This is a genomic window from Mesorhizobium sp. M5C.F.Ca.IN.020.29.1.1, from assembly GCF_003997375.1.
Lineage (GTDB): Bacteria > Pseudomonadota > Alphaproteobacteria > Rhizobiales > Rhizobiaceae > Mesorhizobium > Mesorhizobium wenxiniae.
Genome location: NZ_RZSW01000001.1, coordinates 46,028 through 62,582 on the forward strand (window position 1 = coordinate 46,028; position 16,555 = coordinate 62,582).

9 protein-coding genes are annotated in these 16,555 nt (G+C 64.4%); 7 read left to right on the forward strand and 2 right to left on the reverse strand.

What is annotated here, in order from left to right; genetic code table 11:
- The first annotated feature begins 4 nt into the window (after nucleotides 1–4).
- A complete protein-coding gene (locus EOA85_RS00315; RefSeq protein WP_127207915.1) occupies nucleotides 5–1,138 on the forward strand; it encodes a hypothetical protein in 1,134 nt (377 codons plus the stop codon).
- Nucleotides 1,135–13,950, forward strand: a complete 12,816-nt coding sequence (locus EOA85_RS00320; RefSeq protein ID WP_127207916.1) for a strawberry notch C-terminal domain-containing protein — start codon at nucleotides 1,135–1,137, stop codon at nucleotides 13,948–13,950. The genes EOA85_RS00315 and EOA85_RS00320 overlap by 4 nt, the downstream gene beginning before the upstream one ends.
- 1 nt (nucleotide 13,951) lies before the next feature.
- Here the strand turns inward: EOA85_RS00320 and EOA85_RS00325 are convergent, their stop codons facing one another.
- Nucleotides 13,952–14,146: a hypothetical protein gene (locus EOA85_RS00325; protein WP_127207917.1), complete on the reverse strand. Its 195-nt coding sequence runs from the start codon at nucleotides 14,144–14,146 to the stop codon at nucleotides 13,952–13,954.
- Nucleotides 14,147–14,203: 57 nt separating this feature from the next.
- Between EOA85_RS00325 and EOA85_RS00330 the strand changes: the two genes are divergently transcribed.
- The 5 genes from EOA85_RS00330 (at nucleotide 14,204) to EOA85_RS00345 (ending at nucleotide 15,939) form a co-directional block, all read left to right on the forward strand.
- Entirely contained in the window at nucleotides 14,204–14,428 is a 225-nt protein-coding gene (locus EOA85_RS00330; RefSeq protein ID WP_127207918.1) for a hypothetical protein, read from the forward strand.
- Entirely contained in the window at nucleotides 14,425–14,883 is a 459-nt protein-coding gene (locus EOA85_RS00335; protein WP_127207919.1) for a lysozyme, read from the forward strand. The genes EOA85_RS00330 and EOA85_RS00335 overlap by 4 nt, the downstream gene beginning before the upstream one ends.
- A gap of 91 nt (nucleotides 14,884–14,974) precedes the next feature.
- The gene (locus EOA85_RS00340) at nucleotides 14,975–15,358 is read left to right on the forward strand and encodes a hypothetical protein (RefSeq protein WP_127207920.1); all 384 of its coding nucleotides are present in this window, start codon (nucleotides 14,975–14,977) and stop codon (nucleotides 15,356–15,358) included.
- Nucleotides 15,348–15,539 carry a hypothetical protein gene (locus EOA85_RS37185; RefSeq protein WP_164759425.1) on the forward strand — a complete coding sequence of 64 codons (192 nt, stop codon included), beginning with the start codon at nucleotides 15,348–15,350 and terminating at the stop codon, nucleotides 15,537–15,539. Before EOA85_RS00340 ends, EOA85_RS37185 begins: the two co-directional genes overlap by 11 nt.
- 31 nt (nucleotides 15,540–15,570) lie before the next feature.
- Nucleotides 15,571–15,939: a DUF1515 family protein gene (locus EOA85_RS00345; protein WP_245485539.1), complete on the forward strand. Its 369-nt coding sequence runs from the start codon at nucleotides 15,571–15,573 to the stop codon at nucleotides 15,937–15,939.
- 68 nt (nucleotides 15,940–16,007) lie between these two features.
- On the opposite strand, the gene EOA85_RS00350 is transcribed toward EOA85_RS00345, so the two are convergent.
- Nucleotides 16,008–16,313: a hypothetical protein gene (locus EOA85_RS00350; RefSeq protein WP_127207922.1), complete on the reverse strand. Its 306-nt coding sequence runs from the start codon at nucleotides 16,311–16,313 to the stop codon at nucleotides 16,008–16,010.
- Between the last annotated feature and the right edge of the window lie 242 nt (nucleotides 16,314–16,555).

Sequence of the window (16,555 nt, forward strand, 5' to 3'; positions counted from 1 at the left end):
GACCATGTCCGACATCCAGTTCATTCGCGAAAACCCCGGCACCGCAGCCTTCCACCGCGGCCAGCAGGCCTATCAGGACCTCCTGACCACCGACATCGCCAATGAGGCGAGGATGCAGCAGAACGCCGAGGCCGCCGCCGCCATGCCGTCGCGGCTGCGCTCGGTCCAGGCCGGCGCCGATTTCGACCGCACCCGCGCCGATATCGCAGCGCAAACCGCGCCCTACGACGTCATCGTCGCGCGCGAGCAGGCCGCACAGGCGCCGATCAGGACTGGCGAGGCCGAGCTTGCCGCGGCCGAAAATCAGGCGACGTCTGCCGATCGCATCGCCCAGGCTGGCCAGAACACCCGGCTTGGCGCGGTCAAGGCCGACAATGCCGAGCTCGATGGCACCTACAAGGTCATCGACCTGCTCGACCAGGGCGACGTCGAGACAGCGCGCACCGTGGCGAAGCAACTTGGCGTCGACCTGCCCGACGCCGTCATCAACAACCGGCTGGTCATCAAGCAGTTGAAGGCGCTCTCCGAGCAGGCCAAGTCGCAATATCCGAACTCGCCCAAGCGGCAGGAGCAGTTCATGACCGAGGCGGTCAAAGGGCTCCAAGACGGCACTACCGGCGCGCAGAACCGCGCCGATCCGGGCTATCCGTTCCGGGTCGACAATGCGCCCGAGCCGGACATGAGCGCGACCAACACCAACAGCAGGCCGTTGCAGTTCGAGGTCGTGCGAGATGCCGCGCGGGCGCTCGGCTATTCCGAAGAGGACGCCTTTGCCATGGCGTCGGGTCGCAAGCCGCCGACCGATGTCGAGTTCATGGAACTGGCGCGCAAACTGACCGCCATGGAAATGCCGTCGAGCGATTTTCGCACGTCGCCGGAGGATCGCCGCGCGCGCTACGAGCAGATCCTCAACGATCTCAAGACGGGCAACCAGCAGCGCCCGCAGCCAGGCGCCGCAGCCCCGGCCCAGCCAGCACCAGCGGTGGCGGCGCCCGCAGCCGCAGTTCCAGCCATGCAAGGCGATGGGTCGCAGGCCAGCCCGTTCCAGGCAACGACACAGGAGCAAGTCGATTGGTTCAAAAACAGCGCGCCCGCCGGCTCCATCATCATGATTGACGGGCAGCTTTACACCAAATGACCCTCAACACGCTCGGCCTGAAGAAACTCGACACTACGGGCTTGCGCCCGGCTGGTGCGCCGTCGGCATTCGACACGCAGGGCTTGAAGAAGCTCGACACGACTGGCTTGACCGCGATGCCGGCGATCGGCCGCGCCGATCCGATGTCGGAAGACCGCTCCGTCCCGTTCGGCTCTGTCGCACGCGGTTTCAACCGCCTGCAGCAGGCCGGCACCATGATCAAGCGGGAAACCGGCTTCATCACCGACGAGGAAGCCGCCAAGGACCTGGTCCGCGACGAACTGGACATCGCCAACTATCCGCCATCGCCTGCCGTCGAGCAGGGCATGAAGGAGATTGCGGAGTCGAAAGGCTGGGGCGGCGGCGCCTATGCCATCCTGAGCAATCCGCAGGCGGTCCTGTCGACCATCGGCGAGAGCGTGCCGCAGTCGATCGCGCCGCTGGCAGGTGGTATAGCGGGCGGCGCTGCCGGTGGTGCAGCCGGTTCCGTGGTTCCTGTCGCCGGCACCGCCGCTGGCGCCACAGCCGGCCTTGTCGGCGGCACGTTCATCGGTTCTTTCGCCGGCGAGTATTCCGCGACCATGATCGACACCATGCGCAAGCACGGCGTCGATTTCAACGACGACGCCAAGGTCGTCGCCGCTTTCCGTGATCCGGCCATCATGGCAGAGGCGCGCGAGCACGCCATCAAGCGCGGCATCCCGATCGCGGCTTTCGACGCGCTTTCATTCGGCATTGCCGGCAGGATCGGCAAGCCAGTGGCCGAGCTCGCCGCGCAGGCCGGCACGGGCGCAGCCGGCGAGGCGTCGGCGCAGTTTGTCGACGAGGGCGAGGTCAGCAAGCCCGCCGACGTGCTCATGGAGGGCATGGCCGAGGTCGTCACTGGCGTGCCTGAAATCGGCATCGGCATGGCCCGCCAGGGGAAGGGATCACGGCTTCGGTCGGTCGAAGCCGTGCCTGATGGCGCTTTGCCGGCCGACCAGATCATCGGTCTTGATCCCGAGTCCGAAGAAGCCGTCAACGGCAGGATCGACGAAGCCTTCGGTCAGGAGATGGCCGGGTTTGATCCGACCGCCCGTGTCGAGCAGGCGTTCGAGCCGCAGCCGCCAGCAGTCGGCATGCCGGTCACGCCAACCCCGACCGGCGATGAAGCGCTCGGTGCCGTCACCTTGCGCCGCTCACGCGCGGCCAAAGCGTTCAATGACGCAACGGCGACGAACGATCCTGCCGCTATCGAAGCCGCGCGGCAGGAGTTCATCGCCTCGATGCGCGACCTGAAAAGGCTCGATCCCGCCCAGTTCGAACACTACGCCAACATGCCGGGCAACAAGCATTTCTTTCCGGAGTTGCAGCAGCTTGACGCTGGCGGGGTGGCACCGACCGCGGCTCCTGTTTCTCGTGAAACAAACCCGGAACAGCCGCCGCCCGTCGCCGATCCGAGCCTGATCCCGGTCGAAGACAAGCCGACGGGCATGGCCGCGATCGTGCCGGAGCCCGAGAGCTTCACCATAGAATCCGGGTCCGCCGACGTGAAAAACGTCCGCCCGGAAGTCCTCGACCGCTTCCAGCAGTTGCAGGATGCGTTCGGCGCGCAATTGCCGATCAATTCCGGTTTTCGCGATCCAGACCGCAACGCCAAGGCAGGCGGCGCGAAACAGTCACAGCACATGGACGGCAATGCGCTCGACATCGACGTGCGCGGCATGCCGATCGCCGAGCGCGTGCGCCTGATCGAGGCTGCGTCCGCCATGGGCTTCACCGGCATCGGCGTCTACAATAACGCCATCCACATCGATCTTGGCGCGCGCCGCTATTGGGGCCCGAGCTATGGTGCCGAAAGCCTGCCGACTTGGGCGGCTGACGTCATTGGCCGCCACATGGGCGGCCAGATCGAGCAGGCGCCGCGGCGTCCAGGCAGCATCCCAACCGCTGAAATGATCCCCGGCGCGAACGACAGCCGGCCCAACCTCGACGCCCTGCTTTCCGACAAGCGCAAACTGTCCGACATCGTCGCCGAGCGCAAAGCCGCCGAAGAGTTCACGCCGTCGGCGACGTGGCGGACCGTGCCGACCGGCGCCAAGGTCGAAGGGCTTGAGACAAAGACCGAGAACGGCGCGACCATGGCGAGGCTACAGCCGGCGCCAGGCACGCGCCAAGCGCCCGTAGTGATCGAGCGGCCCTCCGACATCCACATCAATGCCGAGCAGACCGCCGAGCCGACGCCGGCACAGGCCGAGGCCGGCAACTACCGCAAGCGTCACGTCGAATGGCAGGGCATGCCCATCGCCATCGAGACAGAGGCGGGGCAGGAGCGTACCGGCATCGATCCGAGCGGCACGCCTTGGTCGGTGCGGATGCCGGCGCCCTACGGCTATCTCAAGCGCACCAATGGCGCCGACGGCGATGCGGTCGACGTCTATCTCGGCCAGGAGAACACCGGCAGCGTCTTCGTCGTCGACCAGATCGACCCGCGCACCGGCAAGTTCGACGAGCATAAGGTGATGCTCGGTTACAATGACCTTCAGTCGGCGATGGACACCTACGAAGCGGCGTTCTCGGACGGCAGCGGCCCAACGCGCGCCGGCGCCGTCTCGGGCATGACCGTGGCGCAATTCCGGCAATGGCTGAAGAACGGCAACCCGAAGAAGCCCATCGCTTACACCAAGCCGGAGCAGAAGCGCAGCGGCGGCGGTACAGCCGGAACGCCCGACATCGTGCAGTTTCTGGCGCAAGCCGGCGGCCTTCAGGACTATCAGGGCGAACTGCGCTCGCTCGACCTGCGCAATCTATTCGTGCCTGGTGCCGGCCGTCTGGTCCGTTCCGGCGGCCTGACGCTCGATCGAGCCCGCGAACTCGCCGAAGAGGCGGGCTATCTCGGGCAGGCGGGCCAGTATCAGGTAAGCACCATCCCCGATCTGCTCAACGCGATCGAAGCCACGCGGCGCGGCCAGCGCGTGTTTTCGCGCGCCGACCAGGCCAAGGGCGCCGGCATCAAGGTGCCAGGCGATCCCGGCGAATCGCGCACCCAAGCCATTCTCGACGACCTGAAACAGACGCTTCAAGCCGTCGGCGCCAATCTTCGGCCCGCCGAAATGGCGGAAATCGAGGCGCTGATTGCCGATGGCTGGTGGCCGGAAGAGGCTGCCGTCGAGGTCATGGAACGCCATGCTCTTGCGATCGACGCCGAAACGGAGCAGAGTGAACAAACAGAGGACATCGACAATGTCATCCCGTTTGACCCCGCAGCAGAGGACCGACAAGGCGAAGCAATTGCGCCAGCGGTCGCTCAACCAGCCCAACCTGAGCGTCGAGGACCGGAAGGAACTCCGCAGGGCGGCGACCAATCTGGAAGCGGCGAACCGTCTCGAGGAGCGGATGAAGTCGCAGCCAAGCCGCAATGGCGGCAGATCGGCGTAAACCAGGACGACCGCCCGCTCTTTGAAGATCAGCGCGGCGTCCGCTCTTTCACCACCGACGGCGGCATCAGGATCACCGAGCCGGTCACGCTCAAGCCGGGCGGTGGCGTTTCCGTCCGCGAGCGCTCGGCAGCGTATGAGCCTGTCGACGAGACGCCCAAGCCGGCCGAACCCAAGCGCGTCGACCTTCCTGCGCTGACGAAATACGCGCAATCTGTCGTCGGCGACGAAGTGCAGTCGGTCACGCTCGTCGGCAGCATGGTTTCTGGTCAGGGTCAGGATATCGACCTGCTTTACGATCTTGGCGATCGTGGCCGAAACATGCCGGCTGGCGAGGACGATGCGGCCGAGTTTGTGCAGATGATCGTCGAGGGCATCGAGGCGCCCATCGATCTCGACGCCTACGACAGCTTTTTCAAGGTTGGAGATCGCTATTTCCACATCGACGACGGCGCAGGCCGGGCGATGGTGGAGAACACCAGATATGCCAAGGAGCAGGCGGGCAAACCGACGAAGGTGCTCGCTAGACAAACTGCACCGGCCGCGAGCGCCGGCTTTGGCACACCCGAGAAACCCGACGTTCTAAATCTCGGCATCGCCTTCGCCGAGTATTTCTCGTCGCCGGACAATGGTTTCCCGTCGATCGCCCAGGCGCGCCAGTTCGCGGCCGAGCGCGTCGGCGGCGCCATCAAGCCAGGCACGGAGGCGGCAAAGGCCGTCGATGAGGCGGTCGAGGTCGGTGCGGTGCTCGCCGGCCGCGAGATCGTCAAGGCGTCGCGGACCCGTGGCGATAAGATCACCTTTGACCGCCTGGTCAGCCTCTATCGCCGGCAGCCGAACCTCTCGGTCCGGACCTCGACCAGTATCCAGAACCAAGCGTATTCGACACCGGTACCGCTGGCCTATGTGGCGTCGCGGCTGGCAAACGTCAGCGAGGCCGGTTCCGTCTATGAGCCGACCGCCGGCAACGGCGCGTTGCTGATCGAGGCGACACCCGACCAGGCGTTCGCCAATGAACTGGATCCCGAGCGCGCCGCCATGCTGCGCGAACTGAGGTTCGACACGACCAGCGAGGACGCTGCCAGCGACAGGGCCGGCGCGAGCCTGCCGGCGGGCGGCGTCGATGTAGTCATTGCCAACCCGCCCTTCGGCGCGGTGCATGAAGCGGGCGGCAAGACCAAGCAGTTCAGGATCGACGATCGCTACACCACCGGCGAAATCGACCATGCCATCAGCCTGAGCGCGCTCGATCGCATGAAGGACGACGGTTCGGCGGTGCTGATCCTGGGCGGCATCAACAAGCTCGCCAAGACCGAGGAAGCCCGCTCGAACGCCTACAACGGCAAGGCGAAACGGGAATTTTACCTTACGCTCTATTCGCGGTACAATGTGGTCGATCATTTCACCGTGGCCGGTGAGCTCTACGAAAAGCAGGGGGCCGGCTGGCCAGTCGACGTGATCGTGATCCGGGGCAAGGGCAAGTCCGCCCTTCGGCTGCCGGCCGCAGATGTTCCGCGCGTCCTCAACTCGTGGAACGAAGTAAAGGGCCTTCTCGATGCAAGATACGATCGAGCAACGCGACCTTCTGGTGGAGAAGATGTCCGACCTTCTGTCGAAGCTGCCGCAGAGCCAGCGCCTCGAGGCAATGCGCCTGATAACGTCGCAGTTCGTGGCGTCGAACCTTCTGGCGCCGGACCAATCGCCGAGATTGCGGACGGACAGCCCGCAAGCGTTCAGCCTGGACCTGATCGGCAGCAACGAGAGCCTGTACCAGCGCCTCAGCCTGAACCGGATGCAGGCGTTCAAGCGCGCAATGGCGGCGACCAGCCCGCAGCAAATGGCCGACGCACTGACGTAACATCCGACAAGGTCAAGGAGATCGTCCGCTCGAAAGAGTGGAAGGCTGTCTTTGGCTCGACCACAAATATCAATGCGCCCGGCGATCACTACGCCCATCCCGAGAGCCCGGTCGCATTCGAGCGGGTGCGCGGCTGGCTCGATGCCAAGGCCGGTAAAGCGCCGGAGAAGCCGGACGCACCGACAGCAGACATGGGGCCGGGCCGCTATGATCCGATAAACCCCTATCTGGAAGGCTATGTCGGCGGCGCCTCTGGCGAGGCAGTCGTCATTCGCGCGACCGATGCCCCTGCCGTGTGGGACTTACTGACCAAGGAACCGCCCCAGCCGACCGCTCCCGCGCCGCAGGCGGATCTGTTCGGCGCCGCACCATCACCCAAAGAGGTCCGCCAGGGCAACCGCGAAGCGATCCAGCCGACCGAGGCGGCGGCCGAAACCGCTGCGGCGATCGGTTCCGATGGCGAGCAGGCCAAGACCAAGCGCGCCCCCAAGATCGACACCGCCGACAAGCAGGTGGCCTACAAGCCGAAATCCGGGCAGTCCGGCATGGGAACGCTGGTTCCCGTCAACATGCAGACGACGGTTTCGGAATCGCTGGCCGCTCTTTCCAAGAAGGTCGGCGACCTCGACACCTTCGTCGCCAAGGAACTCGGCTATCCCAAGGACAGGCTCGGCGACTATTTCGCGGCCGAGCAGGTCGACGGCATCGCGCTGGCGATCGAGAATTTCAGGAAGAAAGCCGGCTTTATCGTCGGCGACCAGACCGGCATCGGCAAGGGCAGGCAGGTGGCGGCGGTGCTGCGCTGGGCTATGCGCAACAAGAAGACGCCGATCTTCGTCACCGAAAAGCCTAACCTCTACGCGGATATGTATCGCGACCTGGTCGACATCGGCATTGTCGAGATGCTCGGCCGCGAGCCGAAGATCCTGATGACCAACTCAGGCGAAAGCGTGCCGCTCGACGAGGAAGGCACCAAGTTCATCAAGTCGCAGGGGCCCGGACCGCACGCCCAGCTTATGCGCCGCATGGCAACCGCCGGCAAACTCGACGGCTTCGACCTGGTGTTCACCACCTATTCGCAGATGCAGACCGTCAAGGGCGAGCAGACCGAGCGCATGGCCTTCCTGCGCGCGATGGTCGGTGCCAATGGCGTCGTCGTGTTCGACGAGAGCCACAACGCCGGTGGCAACGCAGCCGGCATGGTCGACGACAAGGCGATGAACCGGGCGACGTTCGCCCGCGAGATCGCCCAAACCGCCGACGCCGTGCTCTATTCGTCGGCGACCTATGCCAAGCGCCCCGACGTCATGGACCTCTACGCCAAGACCGACATGCGGCTTGCCGTCGACGACATCACCAAGCTCGGCGAACTGATCCAGCGCGGCGGCGTGCCGATGCAGCAGATCGTCGCCACCATGCTGAGCAAGGCTGGCCAGTATGTCAGGCGCGAGCGCTCGTTTGACGGCGTCGTCTACGACAGCCCGGTCGTGCCCGTCGACCGCAAGACCTATGAGCGGTTCTCGACCTCGATCAAGGCGATCCAGACGTTTTCGGAAGACCACGTCAAAGGCGCCAGCAAGGCGATCGACAAGGAGATGAAGGCCGACGCCAAGCAGATCAGCAGCGACAACTCGACCGGCGGCGCCGGCGCGACCTCGACGAACTTCACGTCGATCATGCACAACGTCATAAACCAGATCCTCCTGGCGCTGAAAGCCGACGTGGCGGCGAACCTTGCCATAGAGACCATCGCCAAGGGCGAAAAGCCTGTCATCACGCTGGCCAACACGCTGGAATCGTTCCTCGACGAGTATGCCGGCGAAAAGGGCCTGAAGCCCGGAGACGCCATCAGCATCAACTTCGCCGACCTGCTTATCCGCTACCTCGAGCGCAGCCGCGTGCTGATCATCAGGAAGCCGTTCGCCAAGAAGGGCGAGAGCGAACGGCACTACCTGACCGACGAGGAGTTGGGGCCGGCTGGCGTAGCAGCGTTCAAGGCCGCGAAAAAGCTTATTCAGGACGGCGATTTCGGCTCACTGCCGGTCTCGCCGATCGACTGGATCAGGAGCCGCATCGCCCAGGCCGGGCACAAGGTCGGCGAGATCACCGGGCGTTCCATGGTCATCGACTATCGCGCCGACGGCACGCAGGTCCTGCAGATGCGCGCCGGCAGCGCCAAGTCGATCGCCGGCCGCCGCAAGGCCATCACCGATTTCAACGGCGGCGCGCTCGACGCCATGATCCTCAACCAGGCGGGATCCACCGGCCTGTCGCTGCACGCTTCCGAGAAGGTCAAGGACCGCCGCAAGCGGCACATGATCATCGCCCAGGCGGAAGGCAACATCGACACCCACATGCAGATGCTCGGCCGCGTCCACCGCACCGGGCAGGTGGTGACGCCGCGCTATTCGCAGCTTGTCGCCAACGTGCCGGCCGAAAAGCGCCCGGCTTCGGTTCTCGCCAAGAAGATGGCGTCGCTGAACGCCAACACCACGGCGAGCCGCGATAGCGCGCTGACGGCCAAGGATGTCCCGGATTTCATGAATGAGTACGGCGACCGCGTGGCGGCTGCCGTGATGGCAGACAATCCCGATATTCACGAGATGCTCGGCGAGCCGCTGAACGAGGCCAAGGACGGCTTTGACCACACCGAGGCGATGCGCAAGGTCACTGGCCGCATCCCGCTCCTGCCGCTCGACGTGCAGGAGCTCGTCTACGAGATGCTCGAAAGCGAGTACACATCGTTCATCGCGCAGGTCGAGGCGTCGGGCGAGAACGCGCTCGAGGCCAAGACGCTCGACCTCGACGCCCGCACCATCGAGCACAGGCAGGTCAAGGAGCCGTCCAGCACCGATAGCCCGTTCGCCGATGGCGTGTATTTCGAAAAGGTCGACGTCAAGAAGCTCGGCAAGCCGATGTCGTCGGTGCAGGTCGTCGAGGCCATCGCAGATGCCGCGGGCGAGGACGCCGGCAACGTGACGCCGGAAACAGCGCAGGCCGCGCTGGGGCGCCTGGAACGGGCGACGACGGCCAAATATCGCGAGCAGTGGCATGCTGTCGACGCAGAGTTCGCCGCCTACCGCAAGTTCATGGTCGGCGACATCGAAAAGCCGGAAGTCCGCGCGGCGATGGAAACCAAGCTGGCCGACATCCAGAAGCGGTTCAACGCGCTCATGAACGTGTTCGCGCCGGGCACCGGCGTTCGGCTGAAGACCGAGAGCATGGGCAACCTTTACGGCATCGTCATTGCCATCAAGCGCACCGGCAAGACCAAGAACCCGCTGGCGCTTGGCTCTTGGAACGCCCACATCGCCACCGCCGACGCTTCGCGGCAGATGACCATCCCGTTTTCGCAACTCTACACCGCGAGGACCGCGCCGTCTGAGCCGTCGCCGGCACAGATCGAGGTCGAGGAAGCCCGGTCGATCGGTTCCATGCCGATCATCAAGGCGTTCGACGACATGCAGCAGTCGCGGCGCGAAGAGCGCCTCGTCGTCACCGGCAACCTGCTCGCCGGCTACGACGTCGTGAACGCGCGCGGCTCGATCATCAATTTCACCGACGACGAGGGCCGGCTGCGCTCCGGCATCATGATGCGGCGCGACTTCGACCCCGAGACGTTCCTTGGAACGCGCCCGGTCCGCTTCAACATCGCCGACCACATCCTGCGGTTCCTCGATCGCGTGCCCGCGGCAGCGCTCTATTCGACCGATCGCCTGGCCGGCGTGAAGCGGCTGCCGAATGGCGATATCCGCGTCATCACCGACGGCGGGCGCAACAAGGGCGGCCAATACTACCTCAACCGCGGCGTGCTCGAGGCCGCCGGCCGCGACTTCGTCAAGGTCGGCGGCGAGATGCGTATCGACGTCCCGCCGCCAACGGCGCTGCGCGTGCTCGACGCCATGCGCAAGGCCGGCGCCGTGTTCGAGACGAAGGAAAATCTCGATGTGGCGCGCGAGATCACCGGCGACACCGGCGGCAAGCAGATGTTTGCGCTGCGCCAGGGGCAGCCGCGCGTCATCACCGAGCGGTTCAAGGCGACCGATGGCGGCGAGTCGCGCTCGGAGATCCTGCTCGCCGACAGTTTCGCAGCCGAAACGGATCGCATCGAGGGCGCGCTGCGCAAGGAACTGGACCGGCTTGGCCTGACCGACGTCGGCCTGCGCCTGGCGCAGTCGATCCGCTTCATTGTCGACGGCAAAGCCTATCCCGCCGACGGCCGCTATTTCCGTGGCCTGATCGACGTCGCTCTCGAGGCGAAAAATCCGGCCAACGTGCTGCATCACGAAGCGTTGCACGCCATGCGCCGGGCCGGCCTGTTCACCCAAGAAGAATGGCAGGCGCTCTCGAACACATCCATGCGGGATTGGATGGAGCGCTATAAGATCGGAAAGTATTATGCGGGCTTTCCTGATTGGGCGCAGATCGAAGAGGGCATCGCCCACGCCTATGCCGATTGGGCGACGGAGAAATTCAACGTCGGCGGGCTCATCGCGCGCGCCTTCCGCAAGATCAGGAATTTCATCGAAGCGCTCGGCAACGCGCTGCGCGGGCTCGACTTCCAGACGACCAACGACATTTTCGCCAAGATCGGCTCCGGCGAGATCGGCAACCGGCCGCGCGCATCGGACAGCGACGAGGTCGCCTATGCAATCCATTCGATGGACAATGACCTGTTCGCCAAGGAAGTCGTCGAGACCATGGACGGGCCGCGCGAGCAGTTCGTCATCCCGGGCACCGAGAGGATCAGCGACAAGGAGCGCGCCGAGCGCTTGATGCAGGGCCGGCAGCGATCGTCGAAGCCGCAGCGCGACGCCTCCGGGCTGCCGCTGTTCGGCGACGAGAAGGACCAGACCAGCCTGTTCAAGATGCGCCGCGAGCCGAAGACTGCCGCCGATCGCCAGCGCGTTGCTCAGGGGCTAATTGCCCGTGGCCAGCCGATCGACCGAGCCATGCGGATGCCTTTCCATTTCTTCGGCGGCGTGAACAAGCAGGGCCAGTGGAAGCCCGGGCTCTACTTGTCGGACAAGGCCGCCAAGGTCATCACTGAGGCGAAGTTCAGCCCGGCAGGCCGGTTTTCGTGGATGAACGGCACTTTGGAAGCGGCCCGGGCCGGTCTCATCGACCGCTACGGGCTCGATGCTGACTATGTCGGCCGCGAGCGCAAGCGCAGCCTGGACGAGCGGCGCATCATGATGGAAGGCGTCGAAGTACTCAAATCGCTGAAAGACCAGAACGTCGGCGTCAGCGAAGCCAAGGTGCTGCAGGCGATCCTGACCGGCGAGAAGGTCGACGACGCAGACATGGGCAAGCTCGCCGAGCCGATCCGCAACGCGATCGACGAGCTCGGCCAGGAGGCTGTCTCGCTGGGGCTGTTGTCGGCCGAGAGCTTTGAGCGCAACCGGGGCGCCTATCTCCACCGCGTCTATGCCAAGAATGAGGTCGACCAGACCGGCCTTTCGCGCATGGTCGGTCGCATGATGAGCCGCAACCGCAAGAAGATCATCGGCGACCAGTTCAAGGGCAGGGGTATCTTCCTCGACATCGACGCCTCGCGCTTGGTGAAGGATGATCCCGAGTGGAACCTCGCCAAGCGCGGCCGGCCTGTCAAAGGCGAGAAATTCCGCGTGCTCGACCAGGTCGAGATGCAGGAGGACAGCCTTGCCGACGGAGCCAAGGAGAGGACCGTCCGCCGCGTCTACTGGCCTGCCGATCGCGACGTGCCGCTGAAATATGCCGGCTTCAAGGACAATGGCCTGTGGGAGATCAGGGGCGAGAAGGGCGGCAAGCTGGTGCTCTGGCGCGACTACACCAAGGCCGAGCGCGCCAACATGGGCGAAATCCTCGATGCCCGCTACAATATCGGCAAGACCTACATGATGATGGCGCACGACCTCGCCACCGGCCGCTTCTACAAGGACATCGCCGAAAACGAGCAGTGGACCGTCAGCAAGGAGCCGGCGGCGAAGTGGAAGGATGCCTCTGACGCCGGCCGCTATTGGGCCGATCAGGAGATCGCCTACATCAAGGTTCCCGACAGCGCCATTCCGCAGTCCGGCGGCAAGAAGCGCTGGGGCGCGCTGGCCGGCAAGTGGGTGCGCGCCGAAATCTGGCGCGACCTCAACGAGATCGAGATCATGTCGCGGCCGACGGTCTGGCGCCAGCTGCTGACGCAATGGAAGCTCAACAAGACCGCGCGCTCGCCAGTCGTCCACATGAACAACATCATGTCGAACCTGATGTTCATGGATATGGCCGACATCCGGCTTCAGGACCTGAAGGCCGGCGTGCAGTCCTTCGTGTCGCGCGATGAGCACTACCAGGAGGCGTTGAAGAACGGCGCTTTCGGCGCGGACATGATTTCGGCGGACCTTCGCGACAACGTGCTGAAGCCCATCCTCGAGGAGATCGCCAAGGCCGAGGCGGACGCCAGCGCCGGCACGTTCACGTCGAAGGCCAGGGTGTTGAGCAAGATCGCCGACCGGCTGTGGACCTGGGCGAAGCTCGTCGACCGCAAGATGCTCGACGCCTACCGCATCGAGGACGAACTGTTCCGCATGGCGACCTATATGCGCCGCCGGCAGATGGGCGACGAGCCGGCTGCGGCGGCTGATTTCGCGCGCCAGCAATTCCTCGACTACGACATCCGGGCGCCGTGGGTGAATGCCGCCCGCAACACCGTGCTGCCGTTCATCGCCTATTCCTATCGCGCCGTGCCGCTGATCGCCCGCGCAATGGCGACGAGGCCGTGGAAGCTGCCGAAATACTTCCTGATCGCCTATGCGCTCAACGCGCTCGCCTATGGCTGGGACGATGACGACGAAGAGGACCGCGAGCGCGCCAGCCTGCGCGACGAAGAGCAGGGCTATTCGTGGATCGGCGTGCCGCGCATGCTGCGCCTGCCGTTCCGCGACGGCAACGGCCTGCCGATGTTCCTCGACATCCGCCGCTGGATCCCGGCCGGCGACGTCTTCGACACCAATCAGGGTTCGGGTGCCGTACCCATTCCGGCGCCGATCCAGTTGGGCGGCCCGATGATGATGGCGGCCGAGCTCGCCCTTAACAAGCAGGGCTTTACCGGCGACCCGATCACCAACGATCTGACCGATGACTGGTGGGACAAGGCCGGCAAGGTCGGTGACTATGCCTGGAAAAGCTGGATGCCGTCGGCGGCGTGGGTGCCGAACTCCTGGTATTGGACCAAAATCGAAAACTCGCTGAAGGGTGCGACCGACGCGAAGGGCCGGGATTACGACTTGCCGTCAGCGCTCGCCTCGTCGGTCGGCATCAAGGTCAAGGGCCAGGACGTCGAGGAAGGGCTGTTCTGGCACGGCTACGACATGAAGAAGGTCGAGCAGGAATTGCGGGCGCAGGCCCGGGCGCTCGGCCGCAAGCGCGAGCGCAACCTGATCTCTCAGGGAGAGTTCGACCGCTCGATGTCGTCGATCATGACCAAGATGGACAATTTGGCCGAGAAGCGCGCCGAGCTTGGCCGTGTCGCCGGCGGCGACGACGAGGCAGACGACACCGAAGAGTGATCTACAGGAGTAGCCAGGTGACGCTGGCTATCAGCCCAACGGCGGGACCAAGTTCAGCCGGCATGTTGGGGATATAGGCGCGGAGCACGCGCTGGACCCTGTAGCCGGCGACCAAGCCGAACGCGACCGTGAGCGCGACGCCGGCCGCCTTCACCCACATGCTCAAATCCGCGTCGAGAAAAGCCGCTCCGGTCATGGGGCGGCACTCTGACGCCAAATCACCCAGCATATCAACCGAAAAGGACTGGCAAAGATGCGTATCGTCGACAATTGGCGCGCCGTGCTCAAGCACGCGTGGAGTGTGCGTCTTCTGTTCGTCGCCGCGATCCTTTCCGGGCTCGAGGTAGCGCTGCCGCTGCTCAATGGCCTGCTTCCAATCCCGCCGCTGATCTTCGCCGCCCTGTCGGGGCTGTGCGTCTGCGGCGCCTTCATCGCTCGTTTCGTCGTCCAGAAGAAAATCTCAGGAGAGAACCAATGACCCGCCTCAAGAAGGGCAGCGCCCTCGCTGCTTGCGCCATTGCCATGGTTTCCGGTTTCGAGGGCTTGCGCACCTACGCCTACCGGGATCCGATCGGCATCCCGACAATCTGCTTCGGCGAGACGCGTGGCGTCAAAATGGGCGACCGGGCAACGACGGCCGAATGCAAGGACATGCTGGCGGTTCGGCTCGTCGAGTTCGAAACCGGCATGACGCGCTGCCTTAAGAACCCTGCCGCCGTGCCTGACAAGCCCTACGCGGCGTTCCTGTCCTTCACCTATAACGTCGGCATCGGCGCCTTCTGCAAGTCGACGCTGGCGCGGAAGGTCAACGCTGGCGACATTCGCGGCGGCTGCATGGAGTTGCTGAAGTGGGACAAGGCCGCCGGCATCCGGTTGCCGGGGCTGACCAGGCGTCGACAGGCCGAAAACGCGTTCTGTCTGAGGGGGCTCTGATGCGCTGGCTTGCTACGGCATCGGCAGTCGCAGTCGGCATCGCGCTCGGCTTGGCCGCGATCGCTGGCCTTGTGTGGTGGGGGCTGGCGCTATGAGCTACCTCAAACTCGGCATCGCCGCCGTCATCCTGATCGCATTCATGGGAATCGGGATGACGGCATATAAATACAAAGCGGATGCGGCCGACGCTCGAGCGGCCGAACGCCAGGCGAAGGCGGACCTCGCCACCGCCATCGACGTCAACGAAGCCAACCAGGAAACCATCGGCCGCATGCAAGCGCAGCAGGACCTGAACAACAGGCTTACGGCCGAACTCGCTCAGCAACTCGCCGACTCCAACGAGGCCCTGCTCAAGCAGGCCACCGATCGCACCGATCTGAAAGGCAATGATGAACAGGTCCGCTCTTATCTCGACACTCCTGTGCCTGACGCTCTGCGCGGGCTGTACGCCGACAAGCCCTCCGTTGGTCACTAAGACCGTGACCATCAAGGAGCGCGTGCCGGCGGCGCTCCTGCGGCCCTGTCCGGGCAAATGGCGCAAGGCCGGCGGCCCGGCCACGACCGAGGATTTCATCGTTCGAGGCGACGTCAACGGCGCCGGGCTCGACACATGCGCAGCACAGGTCGCCAAGATCGCGGCCTGGGACAAGGGATAGGCTGATGCCGACCTCGCCTAAGAGCCTCGAAATGATGATCGGCGGCCTGATGGAGGCCGCTCAGAACATGCAGCGCGACATCACGGAGATCCGACGCGACATCAAGGATTCCGACGCTCGAGCATCATTGAGCTACGAGCAATCGGAACAGCGCGCCGCAGCCAGCCGCGCGAAGATGTATCAGAAGACGGACGAGTTGGCGGGCCGATTTGCCAAGACGGAAGCCGTTGTAAAAGCCCTGTCCGAGGACATGACGACGGTCAAGGAAGTGACCGCGGAAGTGACCAGGTGGAAGCTCATGGGGATGGGGGCGCTTGGCGTCACCGGCGTGGCCGCCGCCGCCGTGGCATCACTGATTACCGCCTATTGGGCCGACATATGGCGCGCGCTGCGCGGCTGAAGCCCTCAAATCTGGTCGAAAAAATTAACAAGGCCCGCTGTGCCGGAAGGTGCGGCGGGCTTTTGCGTTCAGTCGACCTTGTCGCGCAACGGCACCTTGCGCTTTGGCGCCCGGTATTTCTCCACCAGCTTGACGGCTTCTATGCCGACTGTAATTCCTAGATCCGGCCCGACGACCGTTACCTTCTCATCGTCTACCCTGGTGACTTCGCCTTGAAGCTCGATCTTCTGGCCTCGCTTGACCTTGGAAGTATCTCGGATCGAATGCGGGAAGTTGTAGCTCGGGATCGAGACGCTTACCCGATCCTCTAGAACCCGCCTGCGAACGGTAGCGGTAATAGCGACTGTGTCGCCTATGCTTATGCCCTTGCCCATCCTGTGATGGTGGGGCGGGGCAGGGGAGAGTCAAGGGAAGCTCACCCATCCCAACCACCGCGCGACATACATCAACGCACCAAGCGGCAGAGCTAGCCACCATGCTAGGGAGAGGATGAGCCTGGCGTCAGGACGGATTCTCATTTTGGGGTTTCCAACTCTAGGCGGAACGTTGCGGAAACCGATCTTGGAAACCGGCCATCCAAGCGACTGAATTTGTTACCTATCGTAGGAACCGCTTG

Bases quoted from the DNA above. Each gene is read 5' to 3' on its own strand.
- EOA85_RS00340 (WP_127207920.1), top strand. From the start codon at position 14,975: ATGAGCTACCTCAAACTCGGCATCGCCGCCGTCATCCTGATCGCATTC.
- EOA85_RS00350 (WP_127207922.1), bottom strand. From the start codon at position 16,313: ATGGGCAAGGGCATAAGCATAGGCGACACAGTCGCTATTACCGCTACC.
- EOA85_RS00345 (WP_245485539.1), top strand. From the start codon at position 15,571: ATGATGATCGGCGGCCTGATGGAGGCCGCTCAGAACATGCAGCGCGAC.
- EOA85_RS00315 (WP_127207915.1), top strand. From the start codon at position 5: ATGTCCGACATCCAGTTCATTCGCGAAAACCCCGGCACCGCAGCCTTC.
- EOA85_RS00330 (WP_127207918.1), top strand. From the start codon at position 14,204: ATGCGTATCGTCGACAATTGGCGCGCCGTGCTCAAGCACGCGTGGAGT.
- EOA85_RS00320 (WP_127207916.1), top strand. From the start codon at position 1,135: ATGACCCTCAACACGCTCGGCCTGAAGAAACTCGACACTACGGGCTTG.
- EOA85_RS00335 (WP_127207919.1), top strand. From the start codon at position 14,425: ATGACCCGCCTCAAGAAGGGCAGCGCCCTCGCTGCTTGCGCCATTGCC.
- EOA85_RS00325 (WP_127207917.1), bottom strand. From the start codon at position 14,146: ATGACCGGAGCGGCTTTTCTCGACGCGGATTTGAGCATGTGGGTGAAG.